Below are 18,125 nucleotides of genomic sequence, written 5' to 3'. Positions count from 1 at the left end.
TCAAAAAAGCCGATTCTAATAGTGGATTGTCCTTTTTTGTAAGGTTGTGGTAAGCAATCTTTAGATTTTTATACTGAGAAATAGTAGGTGATTAAAAGAAAAGATCGTTCCGGTAAAATTCCTGGAAATGGTATGTATTGTAACCTTGGCTTAACAATAGTTACGTTTAGAATCTAAATAGGATTATTCTTGCAAAAAATTAAAAAAATGATTTGTTTGTAATAACTCATTAATTATTAATAAATTATATAAAATACTTTAGTCGTATTGTCAGGATTATTCTCGTAATTCTAAAAGTGGTGTTTTCTGGCTAATAATGCAGCAATAAATGTGATCGTTTTGTTCTTGTTTGTTTGATATTTGGTTTTTATTGTGTTTTTTATATGTTTAAATTTCGACTGTTTTGGGTCGTGCAGTGATCTGGATCAATTTATTTGATTTATAAAATTTTATCTTTTTTTAACTGATACTGTCTTATAAAAACCTGGTTATCGATATATTTTGCATGGTGAATAGCGCAGATATTATGCGGTACTTTATTTTCCTGTAAGCATTTGGATTTGATTTCTTTTGGTTGAAAAATCCTAATATTGCGGATGAAAGTTTTGCGTATATTATGTCAATGGAACCGGAAGGTGTTATTCAGTACTCATTTTTGATAATGGGGTGAGGTTTGTTTTGCCTTAATAACACATTCAATACGTCGTTCATTTATATCAACAACACCAGGGGAATTTATTATGCGTAAATATAATTATGCGTTATCCGCGTTAGCAATGGTTATCACTTCCGCATTTACTGCTTCAGCATTTGCGGTGGATGGAACTATTACAATTAACGGACAAATTACTGATACAACTTGTACTATTTCTGTCGACGGTGGCAGTAATGATGCAACGGTAACGCTGCCAACCGTTTCGTCTACTACGCTCGGCGCAGCAGGCGCAACGGCAGGTGCTACGCCGTTCACTATCTCGCTGAGTAACTGCTCAGGAACATCTTTAAATACCGCCAGCACCTACTTCGAACCTGGCGCTTATGTTGATAGCACAACCGGTCGTCTGAACATTGATTCAGCAGCGGCAGATGCAGCGACTAACGTGCAGGTTCAATTATTAAACGCCGATCGTGACGCCATTGTTGCAGGGGCTTCAGTAGCGAATGGCCAGAATGATATCCCTGTCGATATCTCTTCTGGAAACGGTACGCTGAATTACTTTGCGCAATATTATGCTACTGGCGCATCTACTGCGGGTTCTGTAACGACTCAGGTCGATTACACCATGGTTTACGAGTAATAAAGACAGGAGTAAAGGCGGCGTCCTTTACTCCTGATTATGAGGTGATGAGATGTTAAAGATATTATCTTCCGGGCTGGTATTGTTATTTTCGGCGTTCTCACTGAACGCTATGGCTGACGTTGTGATTAACGGAACACGCATTGTATTTAATGCAAAAGACAAGGAATCAACGGTACAGTTAAAAAACCGGGGGAATAATCCTTATCTTTTACAAATATGGATGGATGATGGTAACCCAAATGCAAAGCCTGGGGAGATCACGGTTCCGTTCCTCATTGCTCCTCCCGTTGTTCGTATTGATCCGGCGAAGGGGCAAGCTGTGCGAATCATGGCGACGAACCCGTCATTGCCGCAGGACAGGGAGTCCTTGTTTTGGTTCAACATGCTGGAAATTCCGCCAAAAGCACAGGATTCAACGTCGGGCAAAACACATATGCAGTTGGCATTTCGTACCCGAATAAAATTATTCTACCGCCCGGATAATCTGCAACCAACACCATTACAGTCTTATAAAGAATTAAAAATATTCCAACAAGGGAACAACATAAAAGTAGTAAACGACTCTCCCTATTACATCACTTTCAGCAAGGTTGAGATTCGTCGAACAACAGGGTCAGCTGTATTAGCTGCTGTAGAAAACTTCCCCCAGCGTATGGTGAAGCCAAAAAGCGAAATAGTATTTCCGCTCGCTAATAAAAAATCGACGCAATTGAGCGGTGCTTCAGTTTTTTACAGTGTAATAAATGATTATGGTGGAGAAACAACAAATGAGCAAAAATTACAAAGTAGCCCATAACGTTATTTCTTGTCCTCTGAGATTAACCCGCATTGCTCAATTCGTTGTTTTATCTTTTATTTCTGTTCAGGTTGCCTTCGCTGAAAATGATGAAGTGCAATTTAATAGCGATTTTTTACGCTCAGCGATTGATGTTAGCAACTATTCTCAGGGAAACCCGGTTCCGCAGGGACAATATAATGTCGATCTGTATGTGAACGACAAATGGCGAGGACGTGGTGAAGTTAAGTTCGAAAATGATAAAAGCAATGCCGTAGTAGCCAAGCCGTGTTTTACGCTGAAGCTGATATCAACGCTGGGAATCGATATTGATAAAATTGATCCAATGCTGCGCCAGTCGTTAAAGAATAATGAAAGTTGTGTGCGTATCGGTGATATATCTTCTGATTTAACAGCTTATTACGATGTGACGACACAGCGCATCAATGTGCAGGCGCCTCAGATATGGCTGCTTCGCCAGGTTCGCGGCTATGTTAATCCTGAATTATGGGATAACGGTATTCCTGCTGCGACGTTGCAATATGATTACAACGCATGGCATGCAGAGATGTCTGGAACGGACTCTATGTCATCTCAGTATCTGAGCCTGATGGGAGGGCTCAATTGGGATGCCTGGCGCTTACGCTATCGCGGTGTTTTCAACTGGAACAACGATCAGGGTTGGCATTATGACTCAACCAGCACTTATCTTGAGCGCGGCATTATTCCGCTGCGCAGCAAACTGGTGATGGGTGATTCCACCACGGATGGCCAGGTCTTCGACAGCGTTGGTTTTCGGGGCGTAATGCTGACTTCTGACGATCGTATGTATGAGGATTCCCAGCGAGGCTATGCGCCAGTCATTACCGGTGTTGCGAACACCAACGCACTCGTCAGCGTGAGTCAGCGCGGCGCGCGTATCTATCAAACGACGGTTCCGCCAGGCGCGTTCCGTATTGATGACCTGTACCCCAATGGCACCGACGGCGATCTGCTGGTAACGATTAAAGAGGCAGATGGGAGTGAGCACAGTTTTACCGTGACCTATGCTTCCATCGCTGAACTGCTCCGCCCGGGAACCAGTCGCTATTCGCTGATGGCGGGGCGCTATCGGAATACCTCCGTGAATGAGAAACCACAGATTGCGATGGGGACATTCCGTCATGGTTTTACTAACTTACTGACCACTTACACCGGTGCGATGGGCGGGGAGGATTATCAATCGGTCGCAGGTGGCGTCGCGCTCAATACGCTCATTGGCGCGCTTTCTGCTGACATAACGCATGCGCGAACGACGCTTGCGGATAACAGTAAGCGTGAAGGCCAGAGCATCCGCTTTTCATTTGCCAGGATTCTGCCCGTCGTTGATACCAATATCACTCTGGCGAGCTATCGCTATTCCAGCTCCGGTTATTACGATATTGACGATGCGATGTTGATGCGTGATTTAGAGCGGACAAATAAAGGGGCTTATTCCAGCAGCATTAACCGCAAGAATCGTCTGCAACTCAGCGCAACGCAAACTATTTCCGAGACTCTTGGGAGCATTAATCTCAGTGCCAGCACTCAGGATTACTGGAACAAAAGCGGGCGTGATACCGAGTATCAGTTGGGTTACACCAATGCGTTCAAGTGGTTCAATTTTAACCTCAACGCCAGCCGTACCCGCGATTTAGTGAAAGACAAATGGGATAACAAAATCGCGATAGGGATTTCCCTGCCGTTAGGGAACAGCGCGCGCTCGGCTTATCTCAGTACCACCTATGTTCAGGAAAGCGGGCATCGGGGGCTGCAAAACTCAATCGCCGGCACCTCCGGGGAGAACCGTCAGTATAACTGGGGCGCGTTCGTCAATCAGGATGACTACGACCATAGCAGCAATAAAACCACGGGCGGCGTCAGTGGTAACTGGACTTCGCCGTGGACCAGCATGGGCGGCAGTTTCTCAGCAGGCCAGGGTTACCAGCAATACGGCATGAACCTCTCTGGCGGTGTTGTCGCCTGGCAAAATGGCGTTGTGCTGACGCCGATCATGGGGGACACCATGGCGGTCATTGAAGCGGAACATGCGGGAGGCGCAAAGGTGGCAAACAACAGCAGCCTTAGCCTTAACCGCAATGGCAATGCCGCAGTGCCTTACCTCTCACCCTATCGCCAGAACACGATTGAGCTCGACCCTCGGGGGCTATCGAATGATATCTCCCTGGACGTCACCAGCCAGAACAGCGTCCCTACCGCAGGCGCCGTGGTGTTGATGAAATACGCCACGGATACAGGGTATTCCGTGCTTTTCACTCTCCGCCATGCCGGTGATGTGCTGCCTTTTGGCGCCGATGTGGTCGATGAGAGCGGCAATACTGTCGGTTACATCGCCCAGGGTGGGCAAAGTTTTGCGCGCGTTAAGAATCTGGCGGGCAAATTGCGCGTGAAATGGGGAAGTGGATCGGGTCAGGAGTGCCAGTTCAGTTACCGCTTATCAGAGCAGAAAAGCGCAGATGTCGCCGACTTACGTCGGGCTGATGCGGTATGCCAGTAATTAAGGAGTGAAAGATGAAAACTATCGTAACGGGCGTTGCCCTCTCTTTTCTGGCACTGGTGGCGATGTGCGGCGTGGCGCGAGCGGACGGGACGTGGGTGAACTGTGAGCGTACCAATGGCTACTACCAGTACTTTGACTCTACGACCGTACAGGTGGGTAAAGATGCTGCCGTAGGCGATTTATTAGGTACATGGGCGACCTCTTACAACCCGACGGCATGGACCTGCTCTCATCGTACCAATTATCAAAGCTACGCCATCCCGATGGCGGTACAGGGGTATCCCCCCTACACCGTTTGGGGAACTACCCAGGTCGATGGGCAAACGTATACTGTCTATAACACGACGGTAAAAACCGGGTTGGGGTATATCGCTCGCTGGCGCTATACGGTAAAAGGGCAAACCAGCGACTGGTATCCTCTTACTATTGCGACCGGAGGGCAGCAGACGCCTTCGCAGTTATTTACGGTGACAGGCGATGGAAGTTCATGGAATCTCGGCGTGGATGTCCAAATCCGTTTTGTAAAAACCTCGACATCGTTAACCGCAGGCAGCACTTCCGTCTTTGACCCGATGTATATGCGACACTACCAGACATACGGGGGCAGTACGTCTGTTGGCAGCGGCACCTATATGATCGCTGATTTTCTGGCGGGAGGGCTGATCATATCCACCACCGGGGGAACCTGTACGACGTCGGATGTCACGGTTAATTTACCGGCTGTTAGCCGAACTGATTTTAGTGGCATAGGTTATACCGCTGCGCGTACTGATTTTAATCTGAACTTTACAAAATGCCCGGCAGGGTTGTCGAGCATCAGCTATTTGTTTACGCCGACCACGGCCATTATTGATAACGCCAACGGTGTTTTTGCGCTGGCGAGCACCTCAACGGCGAGTGGCGTGGGTATCCAGTTGTTGGACGATCAGAATATCCCTCTGTCGTTTAATACGGCATATCTCCTGACGGATTATGATCCGGCTCAGGACAATGCGAATTATACCGTGCCACTGCGTGCCGGTTTATATCAGACTGCGGCAAATGTCTCTTCTGGCGATGTCAGAGGTGCAGTGACATTCACCCTTGTCTATAAATAGAGGAGGGGGCATGGCGAAACGGCTAAAATATGTTCTGAACCACTTCCTGATTTTACTTTTATTGCCGTCATCGGCTATGTCGGCAACGTATATTAATTACACGCGAGTGATAATTAATGAAAAGGCGCGCGAAACATCATTTACTATTTACAATGAAGGGCTGAAACCCGTTTTATTGCAGTTGTGGACTGAAAAAGACAATATTTTTGATCGTCCCGAGGAGATTAAAACACCGTTTATCATTTTACCTCCGATTTTTCGGCTTGAAGGAAAAACATCCCGGGCGGTGCGGGTACAGTTTACTGGCGACCAGCATACATTACCTGCTGACAGAGAGTCTTTATTCTGGCTGAACACGCTGGAAGTCCCTCCTGTGGCTGATAGTAAAGCGGAGAAGGGCGCGCTACAGGTCGCTTTTCGTACTCGGGTGAAGTTATTCTGGCGGCCCACTGCACTGGCAGCAATCACCCTTGAGGAAAGTATAAAAGAATTACACATCTCTTTATCTGATTGTGGAGGAAAACGCTGCCTGTTAGTAAAGAATAACTCACCTTTGTACGTAACATTAATGGATCTTACGTTGAATGACGGTACAGAAATAAAGCAATTACCTGATGATGGTCTTTGGGCACCATTGTCAACTAAAACGGTTGTTTTACCCAAAAACACAAAAGGGGAGGGCACAGTCAAAACACTCTCATGGATTGATGATTATGGCGTGGTCAATACCTATAACTACTAATGCGAAGGATAACGTTATGCTTAATTTTAACCCTTCATCCTTACGTTTTAAATTTATTTACCTGACGAAAAATATTTATGATGGTATTGCCATTCATACACTTTTTGAAGATGCCCTGCATGAATCAGGATTGAAAATGGGGCTTAATGAAGATATACCCTTTCACCTGATCGATAAGTACAGTAATTTTATTCCGTTTTCATTGCGGTTTGATGCGACGTATAAACAACGCAGTCGCACGCTCGAACACGATATTACCCTCTCGGCAAAAGGGGAAGAGATAAAGCGAATGCGTTTTAATCATATACTCTTTTTTGTCGATATGTATAACCCTGACCATACCTCTTTTCTTTCGGTTGCCGGACTGCATGGCCTTACGGCGGTCAGGGAGCGCATGGATGCTTTCATGGTGCATTGTAATGCGGTGATTAATGGTAATAGAAAATGCCGTTCAAGTAGTTTCTTGTTCACGCTGCGTGAGCAGCAAATTGTGTTTCATCTCTTACAAGGCATGTCGGTTAAAGAAATCGCACTGGAATTAAATGTGAGCGATAAACTGGTTTATCGGGAGCGCTGGGCGCTGACGCGTAAGCTTATCGACCAGAAAAATTGCAGATTATACAAAAGGCTAATAAACATTAACGCGACATTATAAGCGATAAAAGAGTGGACCAGATTATTGGAGTCCACTCTTTTGCCTTATGCCGCCCGGGCGCGACGGCGGGAATCCATTGAAATCAGCACCACCGACGAGAGGATCAGCAATGTACCAAGCCAGTCCGGCAGGGTGAAGCTGATGCCCAGCAACAGCAGCGATAACAACGCGCTGCTTAGCGGTTCCGCGCAGCTCAGAATGCTCGCTTTCGGCCCGCCAATCATTTGCGCCCCTTTCAGATACAGGCTGAAAGTCAGCGATGTGCCGATGACCACCAGATAGAAAAACGCCAGAATCAGGCTGCCGCTGACCACAAAATCCGTTCCCTGCCCGGCATAGAAGGGCAGCAATATCACGCCGCCGATCAACATGCTCCAGCCAACGACAGGAAGCGTGCCGTAACGCGCGATCAGCGTAGAGGGCCAGGTCGTATAAAACGCTGCGGCAAACGCGGAGGCAATCCCCCAGAACAGTGCGGCAGGCGAGATAGACAGCGATGTCGGATTACCGTGCGTTACCAGCAAAAAGGTGCCAATAAGAGAGGTGAGAATGGCCGTCAGCACCAGAATGCCGGGGCGTGCTTTCCGTACCAGCGAGAACCACGCCACGATAATCGTCGGCGATAAAAATTGCAGCACCGTTGCGGTGGCGGCATTGGATTTCTCAATGGTGAGCAGGAAGGTGAGCTGTACGGTAAGCGCCCCCATGATGGAAAAGAACAGCAGGCTTAGGGCGTCCTGGCGGTTTTTGAAAATGGAAAATACTTTGTCGCCGTGAACAAACGAGAGCATCAGCAGAATCAACCCGGCGAATATCAGACGCGTCATGGTCAGAAACTGCGACGACATCTGGCTTTGTTCCATAATGTACTGCGCGCAAACCCCTGAACTTCCCCATAATACGGCGGCAATCAGGACGTTCAGCATCCCTCTTCTGGTGGACCCCATTTTTTCCTCAACATGGTGTTTTGTCTTTTTTATGTGCAGGCATCATAGCAGAGATGGCGGCACAAACGAGACGGGCGTTAGCATCGCCCACTTTTACGACAGTCGGGTAAGCTGTGTTTCACCGTCCTCCATCGCCAGTTGATACAGCGAAAACGCGGCATGTTTCTCGATCAGATTTGCCAGTTCAGGCGAATGACTGGTGAGCCAGATTTGCGAATGGCGGCTGGCTTCGGCGATCAGTTGGGCGAGGGCGGGCAACATCTGCGGATGCAGGCTGTTTTCCGGTTCGTTGAGCGCGATAAAAGCTGGCGGTCGCGGGCTTAACAGCGCTACGGCCAGGCACAGGAAACGTAGCGTGCCATCCGAGAACTCCGCAGGTTCCAGCGGACGGGTCAACCCTTCGCGTTTCATCATCAGGCGAAAGCGGCCGCCGCTGTTATCGCTGTAGAACACGCAACCGGGAAATGCCCGGTCGAGAATCCGCATCAGCAGCAGTTCATCGCCAATCTCGACGATTGTCTGGAACGCTGCCGCCAGGTTTGCTCCGTCGCTGGCCAGAACCGGTGAGCGGAATCCCACCTGCGGAACACGAATCGCAGAACCAGACGAGACTGAAAATTCATGATAAAAGCGCCAGTTGCGCAGCATTTCTCGCATCTGCGACACCTCCGGGTAGAGGTGTGGCTCTCCCAACTGGCCGAATACCGACTCGTTCTCATACAGCGTGCCGCTGTGGGTGACTTTCTCGTGATGGATATTATTGAGGAATACGACCTGGTTTTTACGTTTCATCAACTGTGAGGAGGGGCGGCGAGCGTGTCCGCTCAACCAGACAGACTCCTCTTTGATGACCGGGTCGAGATCGAACTGCGACGGGTAGGGGAGCTTCTCGACAAACCCTACCTGTAACTCGTATTCATAGGTTTCTGTTTCTACCGCCAGAGTCATGCGCCGCAACTGGTCGCTGCGCGTTTTCCCGGCCCAGAATACCTTCAGAATGCCGCCTTCGTTCGCCAGCGCCTGTGAGAACTGCCCCTGTGCCGCACTGTGCATCAGGTGAATCGCCTTATAGATATTCGACTTTCCGGTGCCGTTAGGGCCGAAGACGATATTGAGCTGTTCCAGTTCCAGAGACTGATGGCGAATCGAGCGGTAGTTTTCGATGTGCAGCGTTTTGATCATGGGCGTTAGCGGTAGAGGGGCGATGCGCCAAGCATAGCGATTTCGTCCCGGAAGAGACAACCCGTTCATATAGTTTTACGCGGCGCATAAAAAAGCAGGGGCGACTTTCTCGCCCCTGGGGGCTTATCAGAAGCCTTCCAGCACAATCTTGCCGACGGAGCGGCCCGTTTCAAGCTGTGCGTGCGCTTTCTGAATATTCGCCGCGTTGATGGCTCCGTAATGCTCGCCCAGCGTGGTGTGAATCACCTTAGCATCAATAAGCTGCGCCACGCGGGTCAGTAGCTGATGCTGGGCGAGCATGTCGTCGGTTTCAAACATTGAGCGGGTAAACATAAACTCCCAGTGCAGCGAAATACTCTTTGTTTTCAGCGGTCGTGCGTCGAGCGTTGCTGGATCGTCTATCAGCGCCAGCTTACCCTGCGGCGCCAGGGCTTCGATGAGCTGCGGGTAATGCTTATCAGTGTGGGTCAGGCTGGCGACGTGCGTCACCGCGTTGATGCCGATTCGCGCCAGCTCTTCCGTCAGCGGTTTGCTATGGTCGATAACATAATGCGCACCGGCTTCGCGTACCCATTTCTGGCTTTCCGGGCGCGACGCGGTGCCGATCACCGTCAGTCGGGTGAGTTTGCGGGCCAGCTGCGTCAGGATGGAGCCCACGCCGCCTGCGGCGCCGACAATCAGCAACGTATCCCCTTCGTTGCCGCCTTCTTCAACGCCGAGGCGGTCAAACAACATTTCCCATGCGGTGATCGAGGTCAGCGGCAGCGCTGCTGCGGCGGCATTATCCAGCGTTTTGGGTTTCAACGCGACGATGCGCTCATCAACAAGCTGGAACTCGCTGTTGCTTCCCGGACGGCCCAACGCGCCGGCATACCAGACTTCATCCCCCGGTGCGAACAATGTCACCGCCTCGCCGACTGATTTCACTACGCCTGTGGCATCCCAGCCCAGCACGCGCGGGGTCTCTGCGTTAAAACCCGCGCGTACTTTGGTATCGACCGGGTTAACGGAGATGGCTTTCACCTCAACCAGCAGGTCATGTCCGGCGGCGACCGGAACAGGGAGGTCAATGTCCTGTAAAAACTCAATATTGCTGCCTTCTGGCGCGGTGCGGGTAATTGCGATGGCTTTCATAACGTCTCCGGTGTGGGAACAGGTTTATCGTTTGTATAATTCGATGGTAAACCGCCAGCAGAACGGGAAAAATAGCCTCACGACGACAGGACTTATATTCGGGGAGTGAAAATGTTCCGGCTTGAAGATCTCACGTTGTTTGTTCGCGCGGCGGCGCTAAACAGTTTTAGCGATGCGGCGCGGGAAGCCGGGGTACAGCCTGCCCAGGTCAGTTCCGCCATCAAACGGCTGGAGTCTACGTTAAACATTCGCCTGTTCGCACGCTCGACCCGCAGCTTACGGCTAACGCCGGAAGGCGAGGTCTGGTTGCCTTACGCCAGACAGATGCTTGAGGTGATGCACGCCGGGCTGCAAAAAATTCAGACGCCGGAAGATGAGATCTCCGGTACGCTGCAAATCGCCGTGCCCTCCGATCTTGGGCGCAATTTACTGCTCCCGGTATTTCAGTCGTTTCGCCGTCGCCACCCTGCGTTGCGCCTGCGGGTGTTTTTCTCCGATCAGGTCGCCGATGTATTTAAAGATCCGGTTGATGTCGCGTTCCGTTACGGCAATACGGAAGATGCTTCTTACATCGCGCTGCCCGTCTCCCCCGATAACCGGCGTGTGCTGGTGGCTTCGCCGGACTGGGTCGCGCAATACGGCGATCCGCGTCATCCCGATGATTTAGCGAATCTGAATGCGTTAACGTTCGTGTTGCGCGGACGCCTGCATGACCGCTGGACGTTCATCCGCAACGGTGACGTCAGCAGCGTACAGGTCAACGGCACCATGATGAGCGATGATGCTGAAGTTATCCGGCGGCTGGCTATCGCCGGAGAGGGGATGGCGTATAAATCCTGGCTTGATGTCTCTGAAGATGTGCGTGACGGGCGATTGCAGCGCCTGATGCCAGATTATCAGGGAGAGAAAGTCCCGCTGAACATGATCTGCCCGCACCGCAAACAGCTTTCGACGGCAGTCCGCCTGCTGCACGAAGCGGTAAAAGCACGCTGCGAAAGACTGGAACTCCCCCCGATGTGAGGCGATACGCGTTGCCGTTTGTATTTTGTAGGCCGGATAAGCGTAAGCGCCATCCGGCGCACAATATGACGAGGGGAATCAGCGCGCCCTTAATCCTTTTTAACTGCGGTTGTGCTTCTTTTAGTTCACCAGGTAATGTTTTCTCCCGTTTGCTCCTGGCCGTCAGGACGATACAGCCATAATCGATTTCTTAATAATGGGTGAGGGCGTTTAAAGATCAGGTCGCAATGAAGGAATGAGTTTGGGGAATTGGCTTAAGACCCAGGGGAAGAGTGAGGAACTTTGGCGGAAGATCACAGGAGTCGAACCTGCCCGGGACCGCTGGCGGCCCCAACTGGATTTGAAGTCCAGCCGCCTCACCGGAGACGACGATCTTCCGCGCCCACATTGCTACATGGAGGCGGGGCGCATTATAGCTACTTTCTCAAGGTTTCCACATCCCCCCACTCACTTTTTTCATCAGCCTTTCGCCTTACTATGATCGATTTCATATAAATCTTCACAAAATCCATGAGTTACCTGTTTTCATATCTTTTGGGAATTATGAGTTCACATAGCGTCCATGCGACGTTTCGTGAGAAAACCTGTCACAGGCCCGGTACGCGTAGCGCCACCGGGCAAAACACATTATTGCGCAGGCTGTGGTTGCGTGACTTCCACTCCTGACACAACGCCTGCCCGCATTATTTGCGTCACCTGCTGTTTATCGGCGTTTACCGCGTGCAACTGGCCGTTTACCGTTGGCTTCAGTGGGGCGTCCGCCTGGATATTACCGCTGGCGGTAAGCTGGATGTTGCCGTCGCCGGAAATGGGCAGCGCAGGCCATCCCCATTGCTGCAAGACGTTCATTGGCACACCGCGTCCGTTCAGGCTGACTTTTGTCTGGCGCTGGGGGAGTTGCGAAACGCTGGCCGTAGCTTCTAACAGCCCTTTCTCTGTAAATGCGCTCAGCTCGTTGATGTTAACTGTGCTGCTGTTTGCCGCCAGCGCCAGGGAGGGGCGACGCACGTCCACTCGGTTAAACGTCGCGGCTGCCGCGTTAAGCGTTGCGTTCCCACTCCATACGCCCCATTGATGGTTCTGCACCAGTCCCAGATTTGCGCCATAACCATCCAGCGCGGTGAGCTGCCACGGGAAAGCCGGGTCGATATCAATCACCAGGTTGCGACTGGCGCTGAATTTTTTCAGCGTCAGGCTGTTTAACCAGCCTGGCAGAGGTTTCATCCACTGCTGCTTCCAGTTTTCCGGCAGCGTGTATTCCAGCCCGGCAATGGCGGTATCGTCGAGGATTAGCGCTTTGCCATTACGCAGCCAGTTGCCGGATGTTCTGACCATACCGCCTTCCCAGCGGGTCGTGAACTGGCGTAGCGCAATGCCCTGCGGTGAGAATTCGGCATTCAGAATGGGATCGAAGAAATGCAGAGAACCGTAGATGAACTCGCTGGCATTCATCGATAGTTTGCCTTCTTGCGTCTGCCAGTCATCTTTGCTGAACGTCAGGTTGCGCAAACTGAGATCGAGGTCGGTTACTGCCCAGTCCGGGCCTTGCAGGCGGGCATCGGTCACTTCAAGACGGCCAATTTGCAGAGACGGGATAGCGGTGAGCGGGGCAAAAAAGTCGGTCAGCGATTTATCGCTTTGCAGCCGGATGTCGTTCAGACGCAGATTTTCCACCACCCAACTGCCGTCCGCGTTGCGTCGCGCCACGCCGGTTAAGGCGCCGCGCGCAATGTCTGCGCCAATGTTGCTTAAGATTACCTGTTCCTTATCAATGCTGCCTTCAATCAGCACGTTGGTCGCGGGAACATCATTCAGCGTGAGTGAACCGGCGCTGAGCTGGATCTGCGCCTTATTCCCCAATACCTTGCCCGCTTCAGGATGCCAGGGAACCACGCCGCCGTTAACGCGCTGAGCGCTCAGGTTCCACTCACCGCCCGGGCTGTTAAGCGCCATGTTCTGTAATTGCAGGCGGTCAGCCTGAACAGGAAGCGGTGCGGTCTGCGGGGAGATATTGAGCGTGCCGTCCTGCAACAGGATGGCGTCGACGTGCAGGGGATCGGTTATCTGGCGACTGCTCAGGCCGATATCCACCGTTTTCGCGACTAACGTGGCGGGCTGGCCATCCCGGCCAAACGTGACGTTCTCAAGCAAAACGTGGGACGGTGCGGAGAAGCGGTGGTCCATGACATCAAATGTCAGGCTGTACCCGCTGTTCTCTGATATCCAGGCGCTTACATGCTCCGCGCCCCAGCGGGTTTGCAGCAGAAAATAGAGGCCGAAGATCACCACCAAAAGGGCAATCAATATGTAGAGAATCAGCTTTCCAATAAATTTCATGGTCTTCCATCCCGCGAAGTGCACACATCTGAGTTATGCACGATTTACGCGCAATCCTCAAGGCGGGAATGGTGAAAGAGCGTTACAGCGGCGATGATTGTCGATCATCACCGCATTTCGCTTACGGCTTCTCTGGCGGGAAAATCAGGTTCAGAACGATAGCGGTGATGCCCCCAGCGGCAATGCCGGAGGAGAGCAGGTTTTTCACCCAGTCTGGCGCAAATTGCAGGATCAGCGGCTGCTGAGAAACGCCCAGGCCGACAGCCAGCGACAGCGCGATAATCAGGATAGCGCGGCGGTTCAGCGGTTCACGGGAGACGATACGCACGCCGGAAGCGGCGATGGTGCCGAACATCACCAGCGTGGCGCCGCCGAGCACCGGTTCAGGAATGTGCTGCACAAAGCCGCTTACTGCCGGGAACAGGCCGAGCAGGATCAGCATCAGCGCTACCACAAAGCCGACATAGCGGCTGGCCACACCGGTCAACTGAATCACGCCGTTATTCTGCCCGAAACAGGAGTTGGGGAAGGTATTGAACACGGCGGAAACAAAAGAGTTCAGGCCGTTAGCCAGCACGCCGCCTTTCAGACGCTTCATATACAGCGGCCCGGAGACCGGCTGCTCGGAGACATCGGAGGTGGCGGTGATATCGCCGATGGTCTCCAGTGAGGTGATCATAAAGACCAGCATCAGCGGCAGCAGCAGGTTCCAGTCAATGCCCAGACCGTAGTACAGCGGCGTGGGCACCATGATTAAGTCTTGTGTTGCCGGTGTGGTGTTTTCCGGCAACATCCCCATAAACCAGGCCAGCAGATAGCCTGCCGCCATCGCGATCACCAGCGAAGCCACGCGCAGGTAAGGGTTGCGCTGGCGGTTAAGCAGGATGATCAGCGCCAGTACAACGCCTGCCAGCATCAGGTTTTTGGGCGCGCCAAAGGTGTTGTCGCTCATTGCGGCATAGCCGCCGCCAATGGATGTTAAACCCACCTGGATCAGCGACAGGCCGATAATCATCACCACCACGCCGGAGACCAGCGGTGTGATAATGCGGCGCGCCAGATGCAGTATGCGGGAGAGAACCATCTCGGTGCAGCTTGCCAGCATCAGCGTGCCGAATAGCGCCGCCATCATGGTGGGGACGTCCGCTCCGCCGGTTTTCAGCGCGGTGCCGCCCATAATCAGCGGGGCGACAAAGTTAAAACTGGTGCCCTGAATAGATAGCAACCCTGAACCGACCGGACCCCATGCTTTGATTTGAATAATTGAGGCCACACCGGAGGCGAACAGCGACATACTGATAATGTGTTGAGTATCTTGTGCCGGTAAACCGAGCGCCTGGCAGATTAACAGCGCTGGCGTGATGACCGCGACGAACATTGCCAGCAGGTGCTGACAGGCGGCAAACAGGGTTTGAGGGAGCGGCGGGCGATCTTCAAGGCGGTAAATCAGTTCGCTGTTTTGCGTCTGCGCAACCGGTTGCGCATTTGCCGACTCGACGGTGTTAACAGACATCAGAGGCAATCCCATGGTGGAAAAGCGGTGATTTTATCTGACCAGATGGTAAAAGCAAACGATTGCATTTATAAATTTTACAAACGGTCTCGGGCAGGGGTTATCAGGCGTTGGAATAACGCTCGGTTTCGGGCATCCAGCGTTCAATCAGGGCGGTTGCCTGTTGCGGATAATGTTCGTGAATGTGACGGGCGATGCGTTGAACATCCGGGATAATGGCCTGATCGCGCAGCAAATCCGCCACTTTGAACTCGGTGTTACCCGTCTGACGCGTGCCCAGCAGTTCACCGGGGCCGCGAATCTCTAAATCCTTTTGCGCAATCACAAAGCCGTCGTTGCTGTCCCGTAAGACCTGAAGGCGCTTCTGTGCGGTTTTCGAGAGCGGTGATTTGTAGAGTAGTACGCAATGGGAGGCCACCGCGCCACGGCCCACGCGTCCACGCAACTGGTGTAATTGTGCCAGACCTAACCGTTCCGGGTTTTCGATAATCATCAGGCTGGCGTTGGGGACATCCACCCCGACTTCAATCACCGTTGTTGCGACCAGCAGGTGCAGCTCACCCTGCTTAAAGGCCGCCATCACCGCCTGCTTCTCTGCGGGTTTCATTCGCCCATGAACCAGACCAATCTTCAACTCCGGTAAGGCGAGCCTGAGCTCTTCCCATGTCGCTTCCGCAGCCTGGGCTTCTAACAAATCCGACTCTTCAATCAACGTACAGACCCAGTATGCCTGGCGGCCTTCCTGGGTACAGGCATTGCGGACGCGATCGATAATATCGCTACGACGGGTGTCCGGGATGGCAACGGTAGTGACAGGTGTGCGACCCGGCGGTAGCTCATCAATCACGGAGGTATCGAGATCGGCATAGGCGGTCATTGCCAGGGTGCGGGGGATCGGCGTTGCGGTCATGATTAACTGATGCGGGTGGAACCCCTGCTGCTGACCTTTTTCCCACAGCGCCAGACGTTGATGGACGCCGAAGCGGTGCTGTTCATCGATAATCACCAGCGCCAGCCCGTTAAATTGTACCTGCTCCTGGAAAATCGCGTGGGTGCCGACCACCATCTGTACCTGCCCGCTGGCGATGGCTTCCTGCTGCGCCAGGCGCGCTTTCCCCTTCTGTTTACCTGCCAGCCAACCCACTTCAATACCAAGCGGTGCAAACCAGTTGCGGAAGTTACTGGCATGCTGCTCGGCCAGCAGTTCTGTCGGCGCCATCAACGCCACCTGTTTGCCGTGCGCAATGGCGCGTAGCGCAGCCAGTGCGGCGACCAGCGTTTTACCGGAACCGACGTCGCCCTGCACCAGACGCATCATTGGCACATCGAGCGCCATGTCGCGTTCTATCTCCGCCACCACGCGCGCCTGCGCACCCGTTGGTTTGAACGGCAATGCGGCCAGCAGCTGATTTTTCAGTGAATCGTTCGCGCTAAGCCGCTGGGCGTGAAAACGCTGCGCGCCGGCACGCAGCGCCAGCATGCTCAGGTTATGCGCCAGTAGTTCTTCCAGAATCAGGCGTCGCTGCGCCGGATGCTGCCCGGTTTCCAGATCGCTAAGCTGTAGCGACGGTGGTGGGCGATGCAGCGTGCGCAAGGCTTCCGGCAGGCTCGTCATTCCTTGCGCAAGTTCAGGCGGCAGAAGTTCGGCAATGGCGCAGGTATCAAGCAGGTCCAGCGCCTGGTCGGTGAGCTTACGCAGCGTGGCTTGCTTAATGCCTTCGGTGGTCGGATAAACGGGTGTGAGCGTTTCCTGAAGCTCCGGCGTGCTGAGATCGCCCTGCACGCGGTATTCAGGGTGAATCATCTCCGCGCCGTACTTCCCGCGTTTGGCTTCACCATAGGCCAGTACGCGCCGCCCGGTCGCCAGGCTGTTTTTCATTGCCGCGCTGAAGTTGAAAAAGCGCATGGTGAGAATGCCGGAGCCATCGCTAATCTGGCAGGTCATCATCCTGCGACCGCCGAAGGTGATATTGCAGTTCAGCACTTCGCCTTCAACAGTGGCGTAAATGCCCGGCAGCAGTTCGCCAATCGGGTAAAGATGGGTGCGATCTTCATAACGCAGGGGAAGGTGCAACAGGAGGTCCTGCACGGTGTGCAAGCCAATTTTCGCCAGTTTGCTGCTTTGCGCCGCGCCAACACCGGTTAAGGAATTGAGCGGGATGGCATCCAGCAAACGGCCTTTCATGTGATTACCCTGCCGCCTGCATCGTGGACCACCAGGCGGCGTCGGCCTCGATCTCACCCTGCATGTTTACATGAGGGTAGGGTAGACCTTTGCGCTTGGCGACTTTCGCCAGCACCGGATAGCCGCCCTCAAACAGCAGGCGCTGCTGTTCGTCTTCCGGCAGCATGCTGTTTTCACGCAGGTACATGCCTGCGTTCTGCCGCTGGCGCTGCGCTTCGTAGAGAATCAGAGCGGAAGCGACGGAAACGTTAAGTGACTGCACCATGCCGATCATCGGGATGATGATGTCCTGATCCGCCAGGTCTAAGGCTTCCTGGGTGATGCCGGTTTTTTCCTGCCCCATCAGGATGCAGGTTGGGCGCGTGTAATCGATTTCGCGGAAATCAACCGCTTTATCAGAGAGATGAGTCGCCAGAATCTGCATGCCCCGGCCCTTCAAGTGGCTGACCGCATCGCCGATGGTACGGTGGGTTTTCACCTGTACCCAGCTATTGCTGCCCGCTGCCGCCGACGCCATGGTGCGCATACGGCTGCCCGGCCAGACGGCGTGAATTTCGTGTACGCCTACTGCGTCGGCGGTGCGAATGATCGCCGAGACATTATGAGGTTTGTGGACCTGCTCCATGCAGACCGTCAGATCAGGCTGACGCCTGGCGAGCATCTCGCAGATACGCGCATAACGCTGTAAGTTCATAAAA

Annotated in this window: 14 protein-coding genes and 1 tRNA gene; 7 read left to right on the top strand and 8 right to left on the bottom strand. The window is 52.7% G+C overall.

Annotation, left to right across the window (positions count from 1 at the left end; translation table 11 throughout):
* Positions 1-740: 740 nt before the first annotated feature.
* From CKO_RS21835 to CKO_RS21810, 6 genes are all read left to right on the top strand, one after another.
* On the top strand, positions 741-1,298 hold the full coding sequence (locus tag CKO_RS21835; RefSeq protein WP_012135801.1) for a fimbrial protein: 558 nt from the start codon (positions 741-743) through the stop codon (positions 1,296-1,298).
* Between the two features lie 52 nt (positions 1,299-1,350).
* Complete coding sequence (locus CKO_RS21830; protein WP_012135800.1) at positions 1,351-2,097, top strand: fimbria/pilus periplasmic chaperone; 747 nt, start codon at positions 1,351-1,353, stop codon at positions 2,095-2,097.
* Between the two features lie 94 nt (positions 2,098-2,191).
* Positions 2,192-4,612, top strand: coding sequence for a fimbria/pilus outer membrane usher protein (locus tag CKO_RS21825; RefSeq protein ID WP_232626235.1), 2,421 nt, complete (start codon positions 2,192-2,194; stop codon positions 4,610-4,612).
* Between the two features lie 14 nt (positions 4,613-4,626).
* Entirely contained in the window at positions 4,627-5,712 is a 1,086-nt protein-coding gene (locus tag CKO_RS21820) for a fimbrial protein (RefSeq protein WP_012135798.1), read from the top strand.
* Positions 5,713-5,722: 10 nt separating this feature from the next.
* A complete protein-coding gene (locus CKO_RS21815; protein WP_012135797.1) occupies positions 5,723-6,454 on the top strand; it encodes a fimbrial biogenesis chaperone in 732 nt (243 codons plus the stop codon).
* A gap of 16 nt (positions 6,455-6,470) precedes the next feature.
* Positions 6,471-7,109 (top strand): helix-turn-helix domain-containing protein, encoded by a 639-nt coding sequence (locus tag CKO_RS21810; protein WP_012135796.1) that lies wholly within the window; start codon positions 6,471-6,473, stop codon positions 7,107-7,109.
* Between the two features lie 44 nt (positions 7,110-7,153).
* Here CKO_RS21810 and CKO_RS21805 read toward each other — a convergent pair whose 3' ends face one another.
* The 3 genes from CKO_RS21805 to CKO_RS21795 form a co-directional block, all read right to left on the bottom strand.
* The gene (locus CKO_RS21805; RefSeq protein WP_024131066.1) at positions 7,154-8,056 is read right to left on the bottom strand and encodes a carboxylate/amino acid/amine transporter; all 903 of its coding nucleotides are present in this window, start codon (positions 8,054-8,056) and stop codon (positions 7,154-7,156) included.
* Between the two features lie 93 nt (positions 8,057-8,149).
* Positions 8,150-9,238, bottom strand: a complete 1,089-nt coding sequence (locus CKO_RS21800; protein ID WP_012135794.1) for an AAA family ATPase — start codon at positions 9,236-9,238, stop codon at positions 8,150-8,152.
* A gap of 126 nt (positions 9,239-9,364) precedes the next feature.
* Positions 9,365-10,372, bottom strand: coding sequence for a zinc-binding alcohol dehydrogenase family protein (locus CKO_RS21795; RefSeq protein WP_012135793.1), 1,008 nt, complete (start codon positions 10,370-10,372; stop codon positions 9,365-9,367).
* A 111-nt stretch (positions 10,373-10,483) separates the two neighbouring features.
* On the opposite strand from CKO_RS21795, the gene CKO_RS21790 reads away from it, so the two are divergent.
* The gene (locus CKO_RS21790) at positions 10,484-11,392 is read left to right on the top strand and encodes a LysR family transcriptional regulator (protein WP_012135792.1); all 909 of its coding nucleotides are present in this window, start codon (positions 10,484-10,486) and stop codon (positions 11,390-11,392) included.
* Between the two features lie 283 nt (positions 11,393-11,675).
* On the opposite strand, the gene CKO_RS21785 is transcribed toward CKO_RS21790, so the two are convergent.
* The 5 genes from CKO_RS21785 to trmH all read right to left on the bottom strand — a co-directional run bounded on the left by CKO_RS21785 (position 11,676) and on the right by trmH (position 18,121).
* Positions 11,676-11,770, bottom strand: a tRNA-Sec gene (locus CKO_RS21785).
* Positions 11,771-12,019: 249 nt separating this feature from the next.
* The gene (locus CKO_RS21780) at positions 12,020-13,729 is read right to left on the bottom strand and encodes an AsmA family protein (RefSeq protein ID WP_012135789.1); all 1,710 of its coding nucleotides are present in this window, start codon (positions 13,727-13,729) and stop codon (positions 12,020-12,022) included.
* A 121-nt stretch (positions 13,730-13,850) separates the two neighbouring features.
* Positions 13,851-15,242 carry a xanthine/proton symporter XanP gene (xanP, locus tag CKO_RS21775; RefSeq protein ID WP_024131065.1) on the bottom strand — a complete coding sequence of 464 codons (1,392 nt, stop codon included), beginning with the start codon at positions 15,240-15,242 and terminating at the stop codon, positions 13,851-13,853.
* 103 nt (positions 15,243-15,345) lie between these two features.
* Complete coding sequence (gene recG, locus CKO_RS21770) at positions 15,346-17,427, bottom strand: ATP-dependent DNA helicase RecG (protein WP_012135786.1); 2,082 nt, start codon at positions 17,425-17,427, stop codon at positions 15,346-15,348.
* Between the two features lie 4 nt (positions 17,428-17,431).
* Positions 17,432-18,121: a tRNA (guanosine(18)-2'-O)-methyltransferase TrmH gene (gene trmH / locus CKO_RS21765; RefSeq protein WP_012135785.1), complete on the bottom strand. Its 690-nt coding sequence runs from the start codon at positions 18,119-18,121 to the stop codon at positions 17,432-17,434.
* Between the last annotated feature and the right edge of the window lie 4 nt (positions 18,122-18,125).

The sequence above is a fragment of the Citrobacter koseri ATCC BAA-895 genome (genome assembly GCF_000018045.1).
Taxonomy (GTDB): domain Bacteria; phylum Pseudomonadota; class Gammaproteobacteria; order Enterobacterales; family Enterobacteriaceae; genus Citrobacter_B; species Citrobacter_B koseri.
Note: the sequence above shows the minus strand (reverse complement) of the source record. Positions and strands in the feature narration are given on the sequence as shown.

Excerpts from the sequence above, each read along its gene's own strand:
- CKO_RS21805 (WP_024131066.1), bottom strand. The coding sequence starts at position 8,056 with ATGGGGTCCACCAGAAGAGGGATGCTGAACGTCCTGATTGCCGCCGTA.
- CKO_RS21820 (WP_012135798.1), top strand. The coding sequence starts at position 4,627 with ATGAAAACTATCGTAACGGGCGTTGCCCTCTCTTTTCTGGCACTGGTG.
- CKO_RS21815 (WP_012135797.1), top strand. The coding sequence starts at position 5,723 with ATGGCGAAACGGCTAAAATATGTTCTGAACCACTTCCTGATTTTACTT.
- CKO_RS21800 (WP_012135794.1), bottom strand. The coding sequence starts at position 9,238 with ATGATCAAAACGCTGCACATCGAAAACTACCGCTCGATTCGCCATCAG.
- CKO_RS21795 (WP_012135793.1), bottom strand. The coding sequence starts at position 10,372 with ATGAAAGCCATCGCAATTACCCGCACCGCGCCAGAAGGCAGCAATATT.
- CKO_RS21790 (WP_012135792.1), top strand. The coding sequence starts at position 10,484 with ATGTTCCGGCTTGAAGATCTCACGTTGTTTGTTCGCGCGGCGGCGCTA.
- xanP (WP_024131065.1), bottom strand. The coding sequence starts at position 15,242 with ATGTCTGTTAACACCGTCGAGTCGGCAAATGCGCAACCGGTTGCGCAG.
- trmH (WP_012135785.1), bottom strand. The coding sequence starts at position 18,121 with ATGAACTTACAGCGTTATGCGCGTATCTGCGAGATGCTCGCCAGGCGT.
- CKO_RS21810 (WP_012135796.1), top strand. The coding sequence starts at position 6,471 with ATGCTTAATTTTAACCCTTCATCCTTACGTTTTAAATTTATTTACCTG.
- CKO_RS21780 (WP_012135789.1), bottom strand. The coding sequence starts at position 13,729 with ATGAAATTTATTGGAAAGCTGATTCTCTACATATTGATTGCCCTTTTG.
- recG (WP_012135786.1), bottom strand. The coding sequence starts at position 17,427 with ATGAAAGGCCGTTTGCTGGATGCCATCCCGCTCAATTCCTTAACCGGT.
- CKO_RS21830 (WP_012135800.1), top strand. The coding sequence starts at position 1,351 with ATGTTAAAGATATTATCTTCCGGGCTGGTATTGTTATTTTCGGCGTTC.
- CKO_RS21835 (WP_012135801.1), top strand. The coding sequence starts at position 741 with ATGCGTAAATATAATTATGCGTTATCCGCGTTAGCAATGGTTATCACT.